Source organism: Parabacteroides sp. PH5-46, from assembly GCF_029892785.1.
GTDB lineage: Bacteria > Bacteroidota > Bacteroidia > Bacteroidales > Tannerellaceae > DFXE01.
This window is the reverse complement of record NZ_JARXXA010000001.1, coordinates 143401-162112: the sequence shown is the minus strand read 5'-3', so window position 1 is coordinate 162112 and position 18712 is coordinate 143401. Positions and strand designations below refer to the sequence as shown.

The following is an 18712-nucleotide window of genomic DNA, read 5'->3' as shown; positions in this document are numbered from 1 at the left end:
TCTAAGTTTTTAAAGTTAAACCTCCTTTGTTACTTGTTTAGACTACAAGGAAAGCAGAAGGTTTAGTCTATTCAGAAAAGCGTTTGCTGTTTATATACCGGCGGCTCATAAAAACGCATCCCCATATCCAAACCCAGCTTAGCTGTCAAATTCATAAACATATCCGTTAGCACCTTATACTGAGGAGAATTACACATATACTGATCGCCAAAATAAGACTGATACCTCTCTTTACATCCGGCAAAACGCTCGTCTAATGCCTGATAAAAATACTCACGCGACCCTTTACGCAAGGTCACCCCAAACATAGGTATAATATAAGAAGCCCCCGCATCCTTCGCCTGTTGAACAATATGCGTTATATTTTCTACCGTATCATTGATAAACGGAAGCAGCGGCATAAGCGTAACACCTGTATAAATCCCCTTTTTAGCCAATTCCTCCATTGCCTTAAAACGTTTGGAAGAAGGCGGCGCCAAAGGCTCTATCTGCTGCGAAAGGGAATCATCAGCCGAAGTAATGGTAAAGCTAACAGCCGCATACACCTTGGCAATATCCTGTAAAATATCCGCATCCCGCTCCACCAGATTACTTTTAGTTATAATGTGCACCGGAAACCGCTCACGAGCAATCAATTGTAACGCACTACGAACCAATCCTATCTCTTTCTCCAGCGGCATATACGGATCGTTCATAGAACCGGTACCTATCGTAGCTCTGTTTTTCCTCTTCGGAGGCAGCTCTTTTGCCAGCAACTTCAAGGCATTCTTCTTTACCGAAACAGTCGAAATATCATGTATCCCATAACATTCACTCCTGGTATCACAATAGATACATCCATGCTGACAGCCCCTATACAAATTCATATTATAGGCAATACCAAAAAAAGTATCCGCCCCCTTCAACTTAGACAAGATACTCTTCGCCTCAACATATTTCACCTCCAACCCCATTTCACAAAAATACAACATTCCACAGATAATACGACACATTATCCTGTAACGTACGATACATTTTCCCAGCAGCCTTGAGCACTTTTGAGAGAGGAAGTTTCAGATTTGTGTTGAAAGTATCTCTGTTTTTATTTACACCTACCTCTAAATCGGATTACACCTACCTGTAAAATGATTTAGAGGTAGGTATAAATTAATTTAGAGGTACGTGTAAATTATTTCCGGGCATATTTCTGCTACAAAGTATTGGATAAGTGCTGGAAAATCACTACATTGTAGCGAAAACGGATTTTTAACCTATTAGATTTATTGTACTATGGCGATTCTTTATAAACCCCGCAAAATGGTATGCGCCATACCGGGAAAGAAAAAAACAGGGTATTTTGCCGGAAAAGTAACCGGTAATACTATTGATACCAACGATTTATGCAAACGAATCTCGGATAAATGCTCGATTACTGCTGCCGACGTCATGGGAGTGGTTGAGGCACTTATCAAAGAGATGGAACTGGAACTTCTTTCGGGAAGTAATATTCAGGTGGGAGATTTAGGCTATTTCTCGGCTTCTATTACAAGTAAAATAGTTGATAATAAGGATGATCTGAAACCCAAAAAGGTAAGGGTAAAAACAATTACTTACCTGCCCTCGGTTCGCTTGAAAAAGATCATGAGAACAGCCAAATTCATGCGTTTACGCGACTTCAACCGAATATTTAACGGAATAGATGAGGAATAAAAAAAGCTGTCATTGAGACAGCTTTTTTATATGGTAAGGAGTATGTAACCTTATTTAATAAGCTTGGCCTTCAGGTTGGGCATGGGCATGTCTTTGTCCAAGGGGAACATGGGGCGCCTGATGCGTTTGTAGGGCAAATTGGGTAAATCCTGATTTACACCTCCCAAGGTAAGCGCCATCATCCAGTCGGCCTGTATATCATATAGTTCGGGCACTAAATAGCCTAGTTTTACTACTACGATGTCGGCCTGCTTGAGGTCTATATTATGTTTGGTAAATTCCTTTACATAATGGAAGCCTTTCCGCTTCTCTGTAACAATCACATAGATGCTTCCTATCTTGACAACAACTTCCTTATTATCAGGATTATCTAAGTAGATAGAGGTAACCGTTCCTTCCAAGGGTACGGGGGGTGCATAGCGGTTGTCAACGGCAGCTCCGGCAGTTCCTTTCACTTTATTACCTACTCCGGCTTTGATGGCTTTGGCCACAAACTCAGGCCCCGGGATAGAAGCATATACCAGCGTTTTACCTTTATCGGACTTAAATTCCGGACGTTTCAAAAGTTCGGTGATCGTCCATGTAACGTCACCCGCTCCACCGGCTGTAGGGTTATCACCCATATCACTGATGAAATAAGGCTTTTTGGTGCTTGCGATAGCATTTGCCAGACACTCTTCGAGGGTTGCCGTAGGAGCCACAAACTCAAACTGATGTCTGACACTCCAGAAGTGGTGAGCCAAATACTCAGCCGTACGCACCACCATATCTTTATCGTCTCCATAAGCCATCACTACAGCATGGTTACGCGGTTCATCAGCCCAGGCATAGCCAATCCAGATAGCAGCATCAATCACCCCTACCTGTTTGGTAGCCGGGTCGATAGAAGCATACAGCGACTTTCCGGGTTCTACGCGCGTACTGGTCTGTTCGCCTGGTAATAAGATAGGTACAGGTACCCAGGCTTTGTAGGCAGGGCGTCCCTTTCCGGACTCCAGGCGCTCTATCAGGTTTACAACTGTTCTCTCTCTAGAGTCCATCGAATCTTCATGGGGAGCTAGTCGGTAGCAAGTGATCAGGTCTGTATTCTCAGCCAAGCGTTCGGTTACATTCCCGTGCAAGTCCATACAGGTAGAAATCAAGGCGTCTTTACCTACCACTTCACGTACTTTCAGGATAAAATCACCCTCCGGATCATCCATCCCTACAACACTCATCGCCCCGTGAATATCAAAGAAAAGAGCATCATAAGGCGCATTGGCTTTCAGTAGCTCAAGTATCTGTCCGGTAAGCGATTCATACGTTTCCATAGTAAGCGCTCCACCAGGAGTGGCACTGGCCACCATAGCCGGAAACCATTCCGCTTTTTCCCGCATGGGAGCCCCTTCGCGCAGGAAAGGATACGAGTTCAGCAAAGCCTCCCCTGTCCTCTTGCGAAAAGCCTCTTCTGCCGTCCGTGCTGGAGAAAACGTGCTACATTCTATAGCAATCCCCGCAATAGCAACGCGCGGCTTCTTCTGCGCAAAAGACACTGATATTGATGCAATAAGATAGATTGGAATTAAGAGTAGTAATCTAAATTTCATTGTGTTTTTAATTATTTAAATTAGTAAATAAATAGTTTTGATTCACCCGCAAACTTACACAAGAAATCCCATTCCGCATAGCGAAAGACCGAGAAAAACACTAAATTGTAGACCAAATTCAATAAGAATATGAATACAAAAATACCTTGTCAATACTCAATAGAAGAGTTGAAAGAGCGCCTCCGCAAAGGCAGAGACGCCGCTAAAGCCGGAGCCTATAAGACACAAGCTAATATTTTATTTAAAAAGCATCGGAGCTAGCTCTGAAAGGTATAATCTCCAGTTGTTCCATGTATGTCCACCTTCGCTTTCACGATAGGTATATTTCAGACCTACCTCATCGTACAATTTCATTAAGTCAAGTACGCCTTGATAAACGAAATCCGACGTTCCGCAGCCAATCCAATATAATTTCGGATTTTCTTTTTTAAGTGCCTTCAACTGAGCGATATGTGCATCTTTGTTGTAATTGCCGAAGTTTGAAAACGTACCGATACTCATAACTCCTATATAATCAAATGCATCGGGGAACATATTTGTTGTCATCTGCGTTTGATAGCCCCCCATCGAAAGGCCTGACAATGCCCGGTATTCTTTGGTGGTTTTCACCCGGAAATTTGCTTCAACAAAAGGAATGACATCTTTCACAAGGGCTTCGGGGATTGAACCTCCTGCCATGGCACGTGGCATGCCCGCGCCGGCATCCCGTTCTTGTTCTAAGCGCAAGGATAAAGGCATTTCGCCCGGAGCAGAAGTGGAACCTGCATTTCCGTTAGGAATTACTATGATCATTGGTTTGGCTTTGCCCTGTGCAATCAAATTGTCCAGGATGTAATTGGCACGTCCTCTATTGATCCAGCCTTCTTCATCCCCGCCGCCGCCATGGAGCAGATACAAAGTAGGATAGGTTTCATTCGATTTGTCATATCCGGGAGGTGTGTATACCAACATTCTGCGTGTCTTCCCTAAAGTAGGCGAAGGATACCAAACGGAGCTCACCTTTCCATGGGGGACATCCTTTACGTCGTATAGCTCGGTAAGCCCACCGGGAATCATCAAACGGCTCTCAATATGTGAACCGTCACGCATAACTATATTATTGCTTGGATCTAACGTTTTCACTCCATCTACAAAAAATACGTAAGCATACATGTCCGGTTCGAGAGGCCCAACTTTCACTTCAAATATTCCCTCATTATTCTTTGTCATTTCCAAATCGGAAACACCCATCGTCCCATATAATTTCACAGAAGAAGCATCAGGTGCTTTCAGACGGAAAATAACAGAATTATCACCCATGATTTCGGGCGAAATCACTTTTTGTTGTGCTGCTTGTTGAGCAAAAATAGGAAAACAGAAAAAAGCCAAAAGGCATAAAATCAATAGTTTCTTCATGGTTGTTACTTTTAAATTTGTTTTACTCACACGCAAATATAAAAATAAAAGTACAACATACAATTTATTGGGGACATTTCAGGGAAAAGGCATTTTACTTTCGGCGGTCTCTGTTTGGTAATTAGAAGAGATAAGTTATCTTTGTAAGAGTAAATACATGCAATATGGGAAATCTGATTTCATATATATCAATAGATCCGGACATACGATTTGGAAAACCTTGTATTAAGGGTACACGGATTACTGTGAGCGATATTTTAGAATGGTTGGCTTCCGGTATGACTCCTGAAGAAATTATAGAAGATTATCCTTCATTACAAGATGTACACATTCGTGCGGCTTTGTACTTTGCAGCTAATAGGGAAGCACTAATCAAGATCATCACTGCAGCATGAATATTCATTTATTACTTGATGCAAATATTTCATGGCGCTCTGTATCAATACTGCAACAATCATTTGATGGCTGTTCTCATGTAGACAGTATAGGATTAAAAGTTCCGGCCAAGGATAAAGACATTTGGGAATACGCCAGAAAACACGATATGGTAATTGTGTCTAATGATGAGGACTTCCTCAATCTGCTGCTAATAAAAGGCTTTCCTCCAAAAATAATCTTGTTAAAAACAGGAAATCAACGTCGAGATAGAACAGAAAAGTTATTGATAGACGCAAAAAAACAAATAGAAGACTTCATCAACTCCTCTGAATATGGATTATTGGAAATAGTCTAATACTCATCTTTCATAGCATCATTCAATTTATCTACACATCAGACCCTAATTGATTCCATATTTTTGCGTAAATTCGCAGCATCATAGAGATTTGAAAACTTTTATACAATATAACAACGTATGTACAGGACTAAGACTTGCGGCGAATTGCGCGCTTTAAACGTAAATGAAACGGTTACATTGGCCGGATGGGTACAGAAAACACGTAAAATGGGGGGGATGACGTTTGTTGACCTCCGCGACCGGTATGGTATTACACAGTTGGTTTTCAACCAGGATGTGGATGCTGCCCTTTGTGAAAAGGCGAATAAACTGGGACGCGAATTTGTTATCCAGGTTACGGGCGTTGTAAAAGAACGTTCCAACAAGAATATGAATATCCCTACCGGTGAGGTGGAACTGATTGTTTCTGAGTTGAATGTATTGAATCAGTCTATTACGCCTCCGTTTACAATAGAGGATGAAACAGACGGGGGCGACGACCTCCGGATGAAATACCGCTATCTGGATTTGCGTCGCAATACGGTTCGTGCCAATATGGAACTGCGCCACAAGATGAGCATTGAAGTACGTCGCTACATGGATAGCCAGGACTTTATGGAGGTGGAAACGCCGGTATTGGTTAGCTCAACTCCCGAAGGGGCACGCGACTTTGTGGTTCCTTCCCGCATGAATCCCGGACAGTTTTATGCGCTTCCACAATCTCCGCAAACACTTAAACAGTTATTGATGGTGTCGGGCTTCGACCGCTATTTCCAGATTGTGAAATGTTTCCGCGACGAAGACTTGCGAGCCGACCGTCAGCCTGAATTTACACAGATAGACTGCGAAATGAGTTTCGTAGAACAAGACGATATTCTGAACATGTTTGAGGGACTCTCCAAATACCTGTTCAAGACGATACGAGGTATTGAGATAAACGAACCGTTCCAGCGTATGTCTTGGCACGACGCTATGAAATATTATGGTTCGGATAAGCCAGACCTTCGCTTTGATATGCGTTTTGTGGAGTTGGATGATATTTTGAAAGGACACGGATTCTCCGTATTCGACAATGCGGCATATGTAGGTGGTATCTGTGCTAAAGGAGCCGCTCATTATACCCGCAAGCAACTAGATGCCCTGACAGACTTTGTGAAACGTCCGCAAATCGGCGCCAAAGGCATGGTATATGCCCGTGTGGAAGAAGACGGCAACGTGAAATCAAGCGTAGACAAGTTCTATACGCAGGAAGTATTGCAACAAATGAAAGAAGTATTCGGAGCTGAAGCAGGCGATTTGATTCTGATACTTTCCGGAGAAGATGTAATGAAAACACGCAAGCAGCTCAACGAGTTACGCCTGGAAATGGGTAGCCAGTTAGGACTTCGCGACAAAAATAAATTCGTCTGCCTGTGGGTAGTAGACTTCCCGCTATTGGAGTGGAGCGAAGAAGACAATAGATTCTACGCCATGCACCATCCGTTTACCTCGCCCAAACCGGAAGACATCCACTTGCTGGATAGCGACCCGGGCGCTATACGCGCTAATGCCTACGATATGGTAATCAACGGTGTGGAAGTAGGCGGTGGCTCCATCCGTATCCACGACAGCGGATTACAAAACAAAATGTTCAAACTGTTAGGCTTTACCGAAGAACAAGCCGATGCTCAATTCGGATTCCTGATGAATGCCTTTAAGTATGGTGCTCCCCCTCACGGAGGTATCGCTTATGGATTAGACCGCTGGGTATCCCTCTTCGCAGGTCTCGACTCTATCCGCGACTGCATCGCCTTCCCGAAAAACAATTCCGGACGCGATGTAATGCTCGATGCCCCTTCGGTTATTGCACAAGCTCAGCTTGATGAATTACTATTAACGATTAATGAAGATTAAGGATGTAATAAAAGAGATTGAGGCGTATGCACCGCTGCCTTTGCAGGAAGGATTTGATAATGCGGGAGTACAGGTGGGTGATGTGAATCAGTTGGCTACCGGGGCGGTATTGTGTCTGGATGTTACCGAAGAGGTAGTTGATGAAGCATTAGATAAGGGGTATAACCTGATTATCTCACATCATCCATTGGCTTTCAAGCCTTTCAAATCGTTGACCGGACGTACATACGTAGAGCGTTGCATCATGAAAGCCTGCAAGCACGATCTGGTGATTTACGCAGCGCATACTAATATGGACAATGTAGCCGGAGGTGTGAACTTCCGGATTGCAGAGCTGATCGGTCTTCAGAATATCCGCATCCTTAGTCCCCAGAAAAATGCCTTGCTGAAACTGGTTACTTTCGTACCCGAAGACTATGCAGAAACGGTACGAAATGCCCTCTTTAACGCAGGAGCTGGAAGTATCGGCAACTACGATTCATGCAGTTTCAACCTGAAAGGTGAAGGTACTTTCCGAGCCAATGAAGGGAGCAAACCCTTTGTGGGCGAGATAGGTTCGGTACATTACGAAAACGAAGAACGTATAGAAATCATCCTGCCCTCCTTCCGCAAAAGTTCTGTTATGCGAGCCTTGCTATCCGTACATCCATATGAAGAACCTGTTTTCGATTTTTATCCGCTGGAGAATACCTGGAACATGGCAGGCTCGGGCATTGTAGGTGAACTACCTGAAAGTGAAGACGAATACAGTTTCCTGTCACGTATTAAAGATATCTTTAACGTAGGCTGTGTAAAATATTCGCCTTTGACAGGAAAATTGATCCGCGAAGTAGCCGTATGCGGCGGTAGTGGCGCTTTCCTGATACCGGAAGCCATCGCTTTCGGAGCCGACGTCTTTATTACCGGAGAAGCAAAATACAACGATTTTTATGATGTAGAGGATAAAATACTCCTGGCTGTAATCGGACATTACGAGTCTGAAGTATGTACAAAAGATATCTTTTATAATATTTTATCGAAAAAATTCCCTACCTTTGCGTTGCATTTTTCAAATGTTAATTCAAACCCTGTAAAATATTTATAGAATGGCAAAGAAAACATCAGCTGAAAAAGAATATACAGTTGAAGATAAACTCTCCAAGATGTATGAACTTCAGACCTTGGTGACTGAAATAGATAAAATCAAAACCCTACGCGGCGAACTTCCTTTGGAAGTACAGGATTTAGAGGACGAAATTGCCGGTCTGGAAACACGTCTACATAATTATCAATCCGAGATAAAGGAGTTTGATAATTCGGTAACGGATCAGAAAAATAAAATCGTAGATTCCACTGCATTGATCGAAAAGTATAAATCGCAGTTGGACAACGTACGCAACAACCGCGAATTTGACAACCTTTCAAAGGAAATTGAATTCCAGGGACTTGAAATCGAATTCTCAGAAAAGAAAATCCGTGAATTCGGTGAAGCCATTAATAATAAGAAAGAAGAAATAAAAACGCTTAGTGAAACGCTGGAAGGAAGAAAAGCCGACCTGACACAAAAGCGTGGCGAACTGGAAGAAATCGTTTCCGAAACCAAGCAGGAAGAAGAAAAGCTTCGCGAAAAAGCAAAAAAGCTGGAAGCAAGCATAGAACCCCGTCTGCTTACTGCATTTAAGCGTATCCGCAAAGGAGCACGTAACGGTTTGGCCGTTGTTTATATCCAACGTGATGCCTGCGGTGGTTGCTTTAACAAGATTCCGCCTCAAAAACAAATGGATATCAAACTACGCAAAAAGATTATCGTTTGCGAATACTGCGGACGTATCATGATAGACCCGGAACTGGCGGGCATAGAAGAATAACAAAAAAAGCAAGGCACAGCGCCTTGCTTTTTTTATGACCTTTAGTTTATCTCTTTCGATTGGGATGCATTCACAAACAGGACATCCCCTATGTCCTGGAAATCGGTAAAGAATTCTCCGGCATTATGCTTAATCATTTCTTCCCTAAAACCAATGAGGGTTAATCCCGCGTGTTTGGAATGATCTCTGATAGCCTCGCTTACAGTCTGATGTTCGGAAAGCATTACGATTTCGATATTGGCCAACGTTATAGGCAAACGTCCATTCGCTATGCGCTCCTGCAGTTCTTCTTTCGCCAGCTCTACATTGGCTTTTGAACTGGTTATGAATATTTTGATCTTGCTTTTCCGCCAATCGTGGTGCGCCAGGATAATATATCCGAGCAAGATCATCAGATTTGTATTCTTTTCGTCGGTATCCCGTATCCAGACATGGATGCCATTCTTATTGCGGATAGGATAAGTAGAAGACGCAAAAATACAGACATCAAAGTTCCCGGCCCGGGCCAGGTTGATATTATCCAGGATACGGTTTAGTTCTTCGGGATGGTTCTTGTCGAACTCAAAAATTACCATGTTATTCTCCATCCCTGAGATAGAGGGCGTTTGTATCACCTGCGCAATCGCCGATGTATACGAGGGCGAGATCATCGTATCAATATACAAGGCACTTTCATTCTCCTTTTGCAGCTCGACAAGCTGTCGTAAGATTTCTTGTGATTCGGTATATGTTTGCTTACTATAATAGCCTTCAATATAGTGGAAGTAGGTTCCGAAACCATGTTGATGACTAATCCATTTCATTAGCTCCAATACCTTATCCCGTTCAAAGGAATTGGGCGAAATACAGATAGCCGAAGGCCTCCATTCCTCATTCTCAATAGAGGATTGATGCTTCTGCATGAAGACTCTCAAACGCCTGTTGAGCTGAAACAAGGCACCTTCAAAAATATCGACAAGCCCTTTTTCCGCCTTATTATAATGCTCTATAATAATGTATATAATGATAAGCAAGACATAAGACAATATAGTATAAAAAGGATTGATCATAAACATCACCCAAACGGACAAAAGGAAACCTCCTAAGGAGAAGAACCATTTAGATTTAAAGCGGGGACGGTAGGAAGGCGGAGAACCGAAATGGTTCAAAAACGAGATCAGACACAAAACCCCGTATGTAATTAAAAAGAACATAGAGATAATTTCCGCCACCATATTGATACTACCAAGCATCACAAAGCCCAAAGCTATCAGGAATGAAACAAGAGTAGCATTGTATGGCTCATTGCTTTTCCCTTTCCCTCGCGAAAGAAAAAGATTAAGCCGCCTGATAGGAAAACTATTATCCATAGCCAAAGCTTGCAAGGTACGGGGAGCTACCAGTATAGAACTCAGCGCCGAAGAAGAGGTACAGGCGGCAAGCCCCAGAGGAATAACCAAGCTTCCGAATATAGCAATCCGTGCCATGATCAGCTGATCTTCAAGCAGGTCTGCCTGCGACGAAGAAACGGACAGTTTCCAAACCACTAATATATAGACTATCAGACCGGTAATCGTTGCCCCCATCGTACCCAAAGGGATGGATTTACCAGGGTTCTTCAGGTCGCCGCTTAAGCCTACTCCTGCTGTCATTCCGGTAAAAGCCGGGAAACAAATGGCAAACAAAATAAAGAAGTGTTCCCGGTTGAAGAAGCCAAAATTATTACCCGGCAGGCGAGTTAGATCTTCACCCGGATCAATAGGACTCCCCATAAAGAAAAGCAACAAGGCCAGGAACAACATAATATTTACGATATATAGCATCTTCATTCCTACACCGGCTCCTTTTTTCAGGATCAATAAAGCCAGTATCACTAAAGACGGAACACTAATAACCTGACGGGGAAGTTCATAACCAAAGCGATTCTGCCACCAGTCAAAAAAAGGAACAAATGCCTCCGTAAAAGCTATAATGTAAAATGCGACACTAATAACCTGGGAAAAAAACAACGTAATACCGATGGTTGAACCAATCTTTAACCCGAAAGAACGGGATATAATAAAATACTCCCCTCCCCCTTCTACGCGTGTATTGGTGGCTATTTCCGAAATAGCCAGAGCCGTTGGTATCGTGATAAGATGTCCCAGTAGTATGATACCGATAGCTCCCCAGAAACCCAAGGTACCCACTGCAACTCCAAAACGAAGAAACAAGATGGCTCCTAATATTGTAGAAATGGCGGTAAAGTAAACGGGTAAAGTTCCAAATCCGCTACTATTTAATTCCTGTTTTTTTTCTTGTTTCATTCTTGTTTCGTTTTTCGCTGCTTTTTCTTTCTACAAAAATAAAGAAATAAAGTGTTCCCGGTGTACTTCCTATTCTATATATTTGCCTAATGATTCATACGGTACATACCTTTATACATAAATATAGCTTATTGGTGGACGGTAAACCGGTAGTTGTAGGTCTGAGCGGAGGTGCCGACTCCGTAGTTCTACTGGCTATATTGGTGCAATTGGGCTATCCGTGTATAGCGGCTCATTGTAATTTTCATTTACGGGGAAAAGAATCAGACAGGGATGAAATTTTCGCCACGAATTTTGCAAAAAAGCTCCATGTACCCTTTCATAAAAAGGATTTTGATACACATCAATATGCAGAGAAAGAAGGGGTTTCCATTGAGATGGCGGCACGCGAGTTACGCTACCGATGGTTTGAAGAACTACGTCAGCAAACTGATGCACAAGCCATTGCCGTAGCCCATCACAAGGACGATCAGGTAGAAACCGTATTGATGAATCTTATACGCGGAACAGGGATACGAGGGGTACGAGGCATGCTACCGACAAATGGGTATATTATCCGCCCTCTGCTGTCTGCTAGCCGGAAGGAGATTCTATCATGGCTCGAAAAAGAAGGCCTTAATTATGTAACAGACAGCACGAATCTGTCCGATGCTTATACACGTAACTTTGTTCGTTTACGAGTAATTCCCTTGCTGGAAGAAATCAACCCGGCTGCCAGAGAAACAATCTTTCGCACAGCAGAGCATCTAGCTTCCGTAGAGCTTATTTATCAATCGGTTATAGAAGAAGCCAGATCGTCTGTATTAAAAGACAACCGGATTTGCATAGAAAAATTATTGGCCTATCCGGCACCGGAAACCATTCTGTACGAAATACTGACACCTTATAATTTTACACGAACGCTAAGTGAAAGTATCTTTGAAGCATTGGATAAGGAATCCGGCAAAACGTTTTTTTCATCCTCTCACCGCTTAGTAAAAGACAGAAAACACCTGTTGCTCTCCCCTATTGAAAAAAAGGAAATCCCCATTGAACTTTCTTACCGGAAAGTTGTTTTAAAGGAAGAGTTCACTATTGAAAAGGATAAAAATATCGCTTACTTCGATTATGATAAACTTACATTCCCCCTTAGTGTACGAAACTGGCAACCAGGCGACTGGTTTGTCCCATTTGGAATGAAAGGCCGTAAAAAATTAAGCGATTTCTTTTCAGATCAAAAATACAGCCTGCCGGAAAAAGAACAAGCCTGGCTACTCTGCAGCGGAGAGGATATTATTTGGATTATAGGTGAACGAACCGACAACCGCTTTCGTATCGATAAAACAACTAAAAGTATATTGATTGTGAATTTTTCAGTAGGAAAACAGTGATATTCTAAAAAAAATTATACCTTTGCACAAAATTACTTCCGCATTGGTGTTGCTAATATTCAAATTAGTTAAACTATCCGGTTATTACATGAAAATATATTTACCTATTAATTTTTAAGATAACACATTGATTGCATTGTACAAAATAAAGGTACCTAGACCTAAATATGTACAAATTGATTTACACATTTCTTACATATGCAGAAATATAACATTTTAGAGCTAAATGAAAAACTTTTACCCGAACTACAAAAGATTGCGGGTGAGTTAGGAATAAAGAAGATTAGTTCCTTTAAAAAAGAAGAACTGGTATATAGAATCCTTGATGAACAAGCTATTTCTATAGCCGGTATTCAAGCCGAGAAAGCAAAGGAGAAGGAAGCAAAGAAAGAAGCCCAAAAGGCTGAAGCCAAGGCTAAAAAAACCACCAAAGCCAGCACTCCTAAAACGGCAAAAGAAACATCTAAAAAAGAAGAAACAACAGTAACGAACAATTCTCCGCAAAAAAAAGCAGTAAGCAAGAAAGAAACGCCTAAACCGGAAACGGTAAAAGCGGAACCGGCCGAAGCTACCCAAGTGGCAAATCCTGAAACAGAACAGAAAGAACAGCCGGAACGCAAAAAAAGGAATCGTATTGAAAAGAATGAAAAGGTAGCTGCAGCCGCATTGCCAACTGCTAAAAACGAAGAAGTTATAGTTTCAAAAGAGCCAAAGCCAGCAGAAGAAAAACCTGTGGCAAAGGCGGCTGAACAACCTAAAATAGTAAAACAGGTAGAGAAGCCTTTACTTCCTCCGGTAGTAGCTGAGTACGAAGAAGAGATCGTACCGGAAACAGAAGCGGAAGTAAAAGAAGAGATCGCAGAAACTTCGGCTCAAACAGCAGAAGAAAAGAAACGTATCGTATTTAAACATCCAAGTGCTAATTCTTTACTGGATCAGTTATTCCCTTTAAGTCCGTCTAAGCCCGAACCTAAAAAGGCTCAGAAAGAACAAAAGGAACAACCGGAAAAGAAACAAGTCAATCAGCCCCAACAACAGCAACAATCACAACAACAAACGAATAATACTCCTCCTGCACAACAGGAAAAACAGTATGAGTTTGATGGTATACTGACTGGAACAGGGGTACTTGAGATTATGCAGGATGGATACGGATTCCTTCGCTCTTCAGATTATAACTATCTGACTTCTCCCGACGATATATATGTATCTCAATCTCAGATAAAGCTATTCGGACTACGGACTGGTGACGTAGTAGACGGCCCGATACGTCCGCCCAAAGAAGGCGAAAAATATTTCCCCTTAGTAAAAGTAGATCTTATCAACGGACGTACTCCAGAAGAAGTACGCGACCGGGTGCCTTTTGACCACCTGACTCCCCTCTTCCCGGACGAAAAGTTCATGCTTACTGCCCGGAAAGCTCCGAAAGTACATGATAACATCGCCGTACGCGTAGTAGACCTCTTCTCTCCTATCGGTAAAGGACAGCGCGGATTGATCGTAGCTCAGCCAAAGACCGGTAAAACAATGTTGCTGAAAGATATTGCAAATGCTATTGCCGCCAATCATCCGGAAGTATATATGATTATCCTTCTGATTGACGAACGTCCTGAAGAGGTAACCGATATGGCTCGCAGTGTAGATGCAGAAGTTATTGCTTCAACATTTGACGAACCGGCAGAGCGCCACGTAAAAATTGCCGAGATCGTGCTGAATAAAGCTAAACGTATGGTGGAATGCGGACACGATGTGGTAATCCTGTTAGACTCTATTACCCGTCTGGCTCGTGCATACAACACCGTTCAACCGGCATCCGGTAAGGTTCTTTCCGGAGGTGTGGATGCCAACGCCTTGCAAAAGCCTAAGCGCTTCTTTGGTGCTGCCCGTAACATTGAAAATGGCGGTAGCCTCACCATTCTGGCGACAGCTCTTACAGATACCGGCTCTAAAATGGACGATGTTATCTTTGAAGAGTTTAAAGGTACAGGTAATATGGAGCTTCAGTTGGATCGTAAGTTGTCTAACAAGCGTATTTATCCGGCTGTAGACATCATTGCCTCAAGTACCCGTCGCGACGACTTGCTGCAAGACGATGCAACCGTAAACCGCATGTGGATATTACGTAAATACCTATCTGATATGAACTCTATTGAAGCAATGGAATTCGTAAAGAAACGGATGGAGCAAACGTATGATAATATGGAGTTTCTAGCCTCTATGAACGGCTAAACACTTAGATATTTCAAATGGGAAGGTGAAAATTATTCAGATATATACTGAAAATTTTCACCTTTCAATTTTCAATTTTCAATTAATTGTCTATCTTTGCACCGCAATAACGCGAAAGTAGCTCAGTTGGTAGAGCATAACCTTGCCAAGGTTAGGGTCGCGGGTTCGAGTCCCGTCTTTCGCTCTTTGACTTCTTAGATGCCCGGGTGGCGGAATTGGTAGACGCGCTCGTTTCAGGTGCGAGTGTCTTTGCGGACGTGCAGGTTCGAGTCCTGTTCCGGGCACACCTCATTATTATCACAAAACTATGCGCAGGTGGTGGAATTGGTAGACACGCTACTTTGAGGGGGTAGTGCCGGTTACGGCGTGTGAGTTCAAGTCTCATCCTGCGTACGTGTCTAAAAAAACAACGTGTGCGAAAATGAATAGGAAGCATCCTAATTATTTTCGCACACGTTTTATTTTTAGCAGGACGTGAGTCCTGCTAAGTCACTTGTTACAGCGCAAATGCCGGTTTACGGTGAATCCATTGTCCACGAGTAAAGTCCGGGAAATCAACCAGAGCACCGCCACGGGCTATTGACATTTCAGAAAGCCCTGAAATGGCGCTCCAGGCAGCTGCATCGTAGCAGTCCATTGGGGCTGGTTTCTTATTGCGGATAGCATCTATCAAATCATACATCATGATGAAGTCCATACCGCCATGTCCGGCTTCTTTTGCTTTTGCTTCCAAAGAACTCCACAACTTATGGTCGTATTTCTTGAACCACTCATCTGATTCATCCCAACGGTGAGGTTTAGACTGTCCTTCTACATATACATGATTGCCATCATTCATCCAAAGCCCTTCTGTTCCCTGTACACGGAAACCTAAGGAATAAGGACGTGGAGAATTGGTATCGTGCGTTACGATAATAGTCTGTCCGTTTGCACATTTAATCATGGATGTTACGATATCTCCCAAGTTGAAGTTAATCTTTGCATATTCATGATTTGGGCCGCCATTATCAACAACAAACTTATGCAATCCACGAGCTTGAGTAGCCATGGCTGATAAAGAAAGGAAGCGGTTTCCTCTGTTGATATCCATGCAGTTGGCAACCGGTCCTATGCCGTGAGTAGGATATACATCCCCATTGCGAGTGATGGAATGCTGCGTACGCCATTGAGCTTCGGCATAAGCAGTTGGCCCCATACGTAATTCGCCACCTTTTTGGTAAGTATATTTCTTTCCATCGTTGAACTTTACATCGCGTAAGTCATGCTGATAGCCGCAAGTACCATGTAGCAGTTCTCCGAAAAGTCCTTCGCGAGCCATCCGCAAAGCAGCCATCACATCGCGGCGATAGCATACGTTTTCCATGATGTTCAGGTGACTACCTGTAGCTTCAGAAACATTCACCAAGTCCCAGCATTCTTCTACTGTATTGGCGGCAGATACCTCTACGCCAACGTAAGGAACGCCTGCTTTCATGGCAGCTACCGACATGGGTACGTGCCACTCCCAAGGGCTGGCGATAATTACACAATCAAACTCTTCGTTGTTGAGCATTTGCTCGTATGCACGTTCGCTGCCTGTGTAAACTTTAGGCTCTGCAACATTAAACTTTGAAATATGCTTCAAGGTACTTTCCAGCGGGCCTTTTTGTATATCACAGATAGCCACTATTTTATTGTCTGGAATAGCCAATACATTATTGATATGTTCCTTGCATCTGGAGCCTGTTCCTATAAAACCAAAACGAAGTTTGCCATCATCTTTTCCGGTTGTTTTCTTCTTCTGAGGTTCTCCTGCCAGAGCAGCAGTAGCACTATTACTTAGTGTAAGACCGGCTGTCCCTATACCGGCAGCAGTCATCTTTTTAATAAATGAACGACGAGTGTTTTCCATCTTTTATGTGTGTTTTAAAAATTATGCTCAGTTATCAAAGGTATAATATATTTGATAACTGAGCATTATATAATTTAAAATAGTTAATTTGAAGTCGGATTTTGCGTCAACGTACTTCCTTCAGGATATGAATCAATAGCCTGTTGAGGAATAAAGTAGATTGAGCGGTAATCCGTTGGCTGGATAACATCCATAGCGTTGTGAGCTCCCGGATAGTAGCGTGTCAAAGCCCTGCCATTGCGATAAACATCATAACTACGTTCTGCTTGGAAAGCCAACTCCAAGGTACGTTCCTTGTCTATTCTTTCTTCTGCATTACTTGCATTCAAAGATGTATATCCTTCTCCCGGCAATGAGCGTTCACGTATAGTGTTCAGTGCTGCCAGAGCAGTAGCATAATCACCTATTTTGGCAGCAGCTTCCGCTTTGTTCAGATACATTTCAGCTAAACGGGAAATAACCGGTGAATGCAGGTGAGACTCTTCTCCTTCACGTGAACATTTCAACACATAAAACATCAGTATCGCACGATTCAGTTTAATGAATTGATCTACATATCCCTGATAGGTTTTGCCATCTTTATATTTAATACTCCAACTACCCTGTTCTACATCTATCGGAGTTAATGTGTACGTGTTTTCACTGTCAGCACAAGTAGCTGTATTGCCAGTTACTTTTACCGGTAACTGAGTATAAAGAAAACCTGTCTGAGTTCCGCCATCATTGTATAAATCCGAAATAAAACGGAAAACCAATGAATCTTTCGTCTCATACTGAGGTGCGATGAAGTTTGCGCGGGCATCAACAATCTTACCATTGCGCCAATCATTGCGGCCTGTTTCATCCAACAAAGCAAGGTATTTGGCACTGGCATACATTTCGCCCCATCCCATACCGCCTACAACAGCATACATACCATTGAAGTTGTAGTAATGATCGTATCCTGAAAACTCAGAAGCTACACGTTTTACGGCAAAAATAGTTTCCTTGTTATTCTCCGGAGTAAATGTATTATACTTCATAAACGTCTCACGATCCAATAAGCTATATGTACCCGAGTTTATCACTTTGTCGGCATATTCAATGGATTTACGAGCATATTCCTGATTCGGCAGATCATAAGTACCACTCATGAACAAATACACCTTAGAAAGTATTGCCCAGGCAGCTTCTCTGGATCCAAAGATAGGCCCGTTGTTTTCAGTCATCATCTCAGCGCCTTTTTCCAAATCCCTGATAGCTTGTTCGTAGGTTTCTCTTACGTTTGAGCGGTCGGGCAAGTCGCCAAATACATCATCCGGAGTTCCGTTTACAATAGGTACCCCCAGATTTGTTTCCGGACTCTGGTAGAAGGGACGGCCAAAAGCACGCACCAGGTAGAAATAAGACAAGCCGCGCATGAAATAACATTCGCCCAGTTTGTTATCAATATAGGTGCTCTTTCCTTCATCCACTAATTTGATGATATTGGAGGTTTGAGCAATTACTTTATAGCTATAGTTCCAGAAGTTGTTCAAACGATAATTAACCGGGCTTCTTGAATACGAAATAAAATCGAAAAAGGCATCCGTTGATGTTCCGCGAATGGTTATATTATCACCTGCATATTCGCCGCAACGATGCATCGCATCAGACCAGTTTTTCATTTGGGAGTAAACACCATTCATCAGAGGCTCAAAAGAGCCATCCGGGTCATTTGCAATTGATTCGGCAGGGAGGTCTGTATAAGGCAGACGTTCCAGATCGCAAGCTGTAAATGTACAGATAAATGCAACCAATATAATTGATATTATTCTTTTCATGTCTTAAAGT

The 18712-nt window shown here is 42.7% G+C and carries 15 protein-coding genes and 3 tRNA genes; 12 read left to right on the top strand and 6 right to left on the bottom strand.

The genetic code is table 11. The features are described 5' to 3' along the window. Positions 1 to 71: 71 nt before the first annotated feature. Positions 72 to 971 (bottom strand): radical SAM protein, encoded by a 900-nt coding sequence (locus tag M2470_RS00680; protein ID WP_280743231.1) that lies wholly within the window; start codon positions 969 to 971, stop codon positions 72 to 74. A gap of 298 nt (positions 972 to 1269) precedes the next feature. Here M2470_RS00680 and M2470_RS00675 point away from each other — a divergent pair, with 298 nt between their 5' ends. Further along, positions 1270 to 1689: an HU family DNA-binding protein gene (locus M2470_RS00675; RefSeq protein ID WP_280743232.1), complete on the top strand. Its 420-nt coding sequence runs from the start codon at positions 1270 to 1272 to the stop codon at positions 1687 to 1689. Between the two features lie 50 nt (positions 1690 to 1739). On the opposite strand, the gene M2470_RS00670 is transcribed toward M2470_RS00675, so the two are convergent. Continuing rightward, the gene (locus M2470_RS00670) at positions 1740 to 3275 is read right to left on the bottom strand and encodes a M81 family metallopeptidase (RefSeq protein WP_280743233.1); all 1536 of its coding nucleotides are present in this window, start codon (positions 3273 to 3275) and stop codon (positions 1740 to 1742) included. A gap of 129 nt (positions 3276 to 3404) precedes the next feature. Here M2470_RS00670 and M2470_RS00665 point away from each other — a divergent pair, with 129 nt between their 5' ends. Further along, positions 3405 to 3536: a hypothetical protein gene (locus tag M2470_RS00665; RefSeq protein WP_280743234.1), complete on the top strand. Its 132-nt coding sequence runs from the start codon at positions 3405 to 3407 to the stop codon at positions 3534 to 3536. Here the strand turns inward: M2470_RS00665 and M2470_RS00660 are convergent. After that, a complete protein-coding gene (locus tag M2470_RS00660; protein WP_280743235.1) occupies positions 3513 to 4670 on the bottom strand; it encodes an esterase in 1158 nt (385 codons plus the stop codon). The genes M2470_RS00665 and M2470_RS00660 overlap by 24 nt on opposite strands. 164 nt (positions 4671 to 4834) lie before the next feature. Here M2470_RS00660 and M2470_RS00655 point away from each other — a divergent pair, with 164 nt between their 5' ends. The 5 genes from M2470_RS00655 (at position 4835) to M2470_RS00635 (ending at position 9125) form a co-directional block, all read left to right on the top strand. Further along, positions 4835 to 5065 carry a DUF433 domain-containing protein gene (locus tag M2470_RS00655; RefSeq protein ID WP_280743236.1) on the top strand — a complete coding sequence of 77 codons (231 nt, stop codon included), beginning with the start codon at positions 4835 to 4837 and terminating at the stop codon, positions 5063 to 5065. Next, positions 5062 to 5403, top strand: a complete 342-nt coding sequence (locus M2470_RS00650) for a DUF5615 family PIN-like protein (protein ID WP_280743237.1) — start codon at positions 5062 to 5064, stop codon at positions 5401 to 5403. The genes M2470_RS00655 and M2470_RS00650 overlap by 4 nt, the downstream gene beginning before the upstream one ends. Before the next feature lie 120 nt (positions 5404 to 5523). Next, positions 5524 to 7278, top strand: coding sequence for an aspartate--tRNA ligase (gene aspS / locus M2470_RS00645; protein ID WP_280743238.1), 1755 nt, complete (start codon positions 5524 to 5526; stop codon positions 7276 to 7278). Further along, complete coding sequence (locus tag M2470_RS00640; protein WP_280743239.1) at positions 7268 to 8362, top strand: Nif3-like dinuclear metal center hexameric protein; 1095 nt, start codon at positions 7268 to 7270, stop codon at positions 8360 to 8362. The genes aspS and M2470_RS00640 overlap by 11 nt, the downstream gene beginning before the upstream one ends. A gap of 1 nt (position 8363) precedes the next feature. Next, a complete protein-coding gene (locus tag M2470_RS00635) occupies positions 8364 to 9125 on the top strand; it encodes a C4-type zinc ribbon domain-containing protein (protein ID WP_280743240.1) in 762 nt (253 codons plus the stop codon). A 41-nt stretch (positions 9126 to 9166) separates the two neighbouring features. On the opposite strand, the gene M2470_RS00630 is transcribed toward M2470_RS00635, so the two are convergent. Further along, positions 9167 to 11410 carry an amino acid permease gene (locus M2470_RS00630; RefSeq protein WP_280743241.1) on the bottom strand — a complete coding sequence of 748 codons (2244 nt, stop codon included), beginning with the start codon at positions 11408 to 11410 and terminating at the stop codon, positions 9167 to 9169. A gap of 89 nt (positions 11411 to 11499) precedes the next feature. On the opposite strand from M2470_RS00630, the gene tilS reads away from it, so the two are divergent. The 5 genes from tilS to M2470_RS00605 all read left to right on the top strand — a co-directional run bounded on the left by tilS (position 11500) and on the right by M2470_RS00605 (position 15402). Then, positions 11500 to 12780 (top strand): tRNA lysidine(34) synthetase TilS, encoded by a 1281-nt coding sequence (tilS, locus tag M2470_RS00625; protein WP_280743242.1) that lies wholly within the window; start codon positions 11500 to 11502, stop codon positions 12778 to 12780. A 198-nt stretch (positions 12781 to 12978) separates the two neighbouring features. Then, positions 12979 to 15009, top strand: coding sequence for a transcription termination factor Rho (rho, locus tag M2470_RS00620; RefSeq protein WP_280743243.1), 2031 nt, complete (start codon positions 12979 to 12981; stop codon positions 15007 to 15009). A gap of 111 nt (positions 15010 to 15120) precedes the next feature. Further along, positions 15121 to 15193, top strand: a tRNA-Gly gene (locus M2470_RS00615). A 16-nt stretch (positions 15194 to 15209) separates the two neighbouring features. Continuing rightward, positions 15210 to 15293 (top strand) — tRNA-Leu (locus tag M2470_RS00610). Positions 15294 to 15318: 25 nt separating this feature from the next. Continuing rightward, positions 15319 to 15402 (top strand) — tRNA-Leu (locus tag M2470_RS00605). A 103-nt stretch (positions 15403 to 15505) separates the two neighbouring features. Here M2470_RS00605 and M2470_RS00600 read toward each other — a convergent pair. Both M2470_RS00600 and M2470_RS00595 read right to left on the bottom strand, forming a co-directional pair. Then, positions 15506 to 16900 (bottom strand): Gfo/Idh/MocA family oxidoreductase, encoded by a 1395-nt coding sequence (locus M2470_RS00600; RefSeq protein WP_280743244.1) that lies wholly within the window; start codon positions 16898 to 16900, stop codon positions 15506 to 15508. A gap of 83 nt (positions 16901 to 16983) precedes the next feature. Then, positions 16984 to 18702 carry a RagB/SusD family nutrient uptake outer membrane protein gene (locus M2470_RS00595; RefSeq protein ID WP_280743245.1) on the bottom strand — a complete coding sequence of 573 codons (1719 nt, stop codon included), beginning with the start codon at positions 18700 to 18702 and terminating at the stop codon, positions 16984 to 16986. Positions 18703 to 18712 lie beyond the last annotated feature (10 nt).

Excerpts from the sequence above, each read along its gene's own strand:
- M2470_RS00595 (WP_280743245.1), bottom strand. The coding sequence starts at position 18,702 with ATGAAAAGAATAATATCAATTATATTGGTTGCATTTATCTGTACATTT.
- M2470_RS00630 (WP_280743241.1), bottom strand. The coding sequence starts at position 11,410 with ATGAAACAAGAAAAAAAACAGGAATTAAATAGTAGCGGATTTGGAACT.
- tilS (WP_280743242.1), top strand. The coding sequence starts at position 11,500 with ATGATTCATACGGTACATACCTTTATACATAAATATAGCTTATTGGTG.
- M2470_RS00675 (WP_280743232.1), top strand. The coding sequence starts at position 1,270 with ATGGCGATTCTTTATAAACCCCGCAAAATGGTATGCGCCATACCGGGA.
- M2470_RS00670 (WP_280743233.1), bottom strand. The coding sequence starts at position 3,275 with ATGAAATTTAGATTACTACTCTTAATTCCAATCTATCTTATTGCATCA.
- M2470_RS00640 (WP_280743239.1), top strand. The coding sequence starts at position 7,268 with ATGAAGATTAAGGATGTAATAAAAGAGATTGAGGCGTATGCACCGCTG.
- M2470_RS00600 (WP_280743244.1), bottom strand. The coding sequence starts at position 16,900 with ATGGAAAACACTCGTCGTTCATTTATTAAAAAGATGACTGCTGCCGGT.
- M2470_RS00650 (WP_280743237.1), top strand. The coding sequence starts at position 5,062 with ATGAATATTCATTTATTACTTGATGCAAATATTTCATGGCGCTCTGTA.
- M2470_RS00660 (WP_280743235.1), bottom strand. The coding sequence starts at position 4,670 with ATGAAGAAACTATTGATTTTATGCCTTTTGGCTTTTTTCTGTTTTCCT.
- M2470_RS00665 (WP_280743234.1), top strand. The coding sequence starts at position 3,405 with ATGAATACAAAAATACCTTGTCAATACTCAATAGAAGAGTTGAAAGAG.
- rho (WP_280743243.1), top strand. The coding sequence starts at position 12,979 with ATGCAGAAATATAACATTTTAGAGCTAAATGAAAAACTTTTACCCGAA.
- M2470_RS00635 (WP_280743240.1), top strand. The coding sequence starts at position 8,364 with ATGGCAAAGAAAACATCAGCTGAAAAAGAATATACAGTTGAAGATAAA.
- M2470_RS00655 (WP_280743236.1), top strand. The coding sequence starts at position 4,835 with ATGGGAAATCTGATTTCATATATATCAATAGATCCGGACATACGATTT.
- aspS (WP_280743238.1), top strand. The coding sequence starts at position 5,524 with ATGTACAGGACTAAGACTTGCGGCGAATTGCGCGCTTTAAACGTAAAT.
- M2470_RS00680 (WP_280743231.1), bottom strand. The coding sequence starts at position 971 with ATGTTGTATTTTTGTGAAATGGGGTTGGAGGTGAAATATGTTGAGGCG.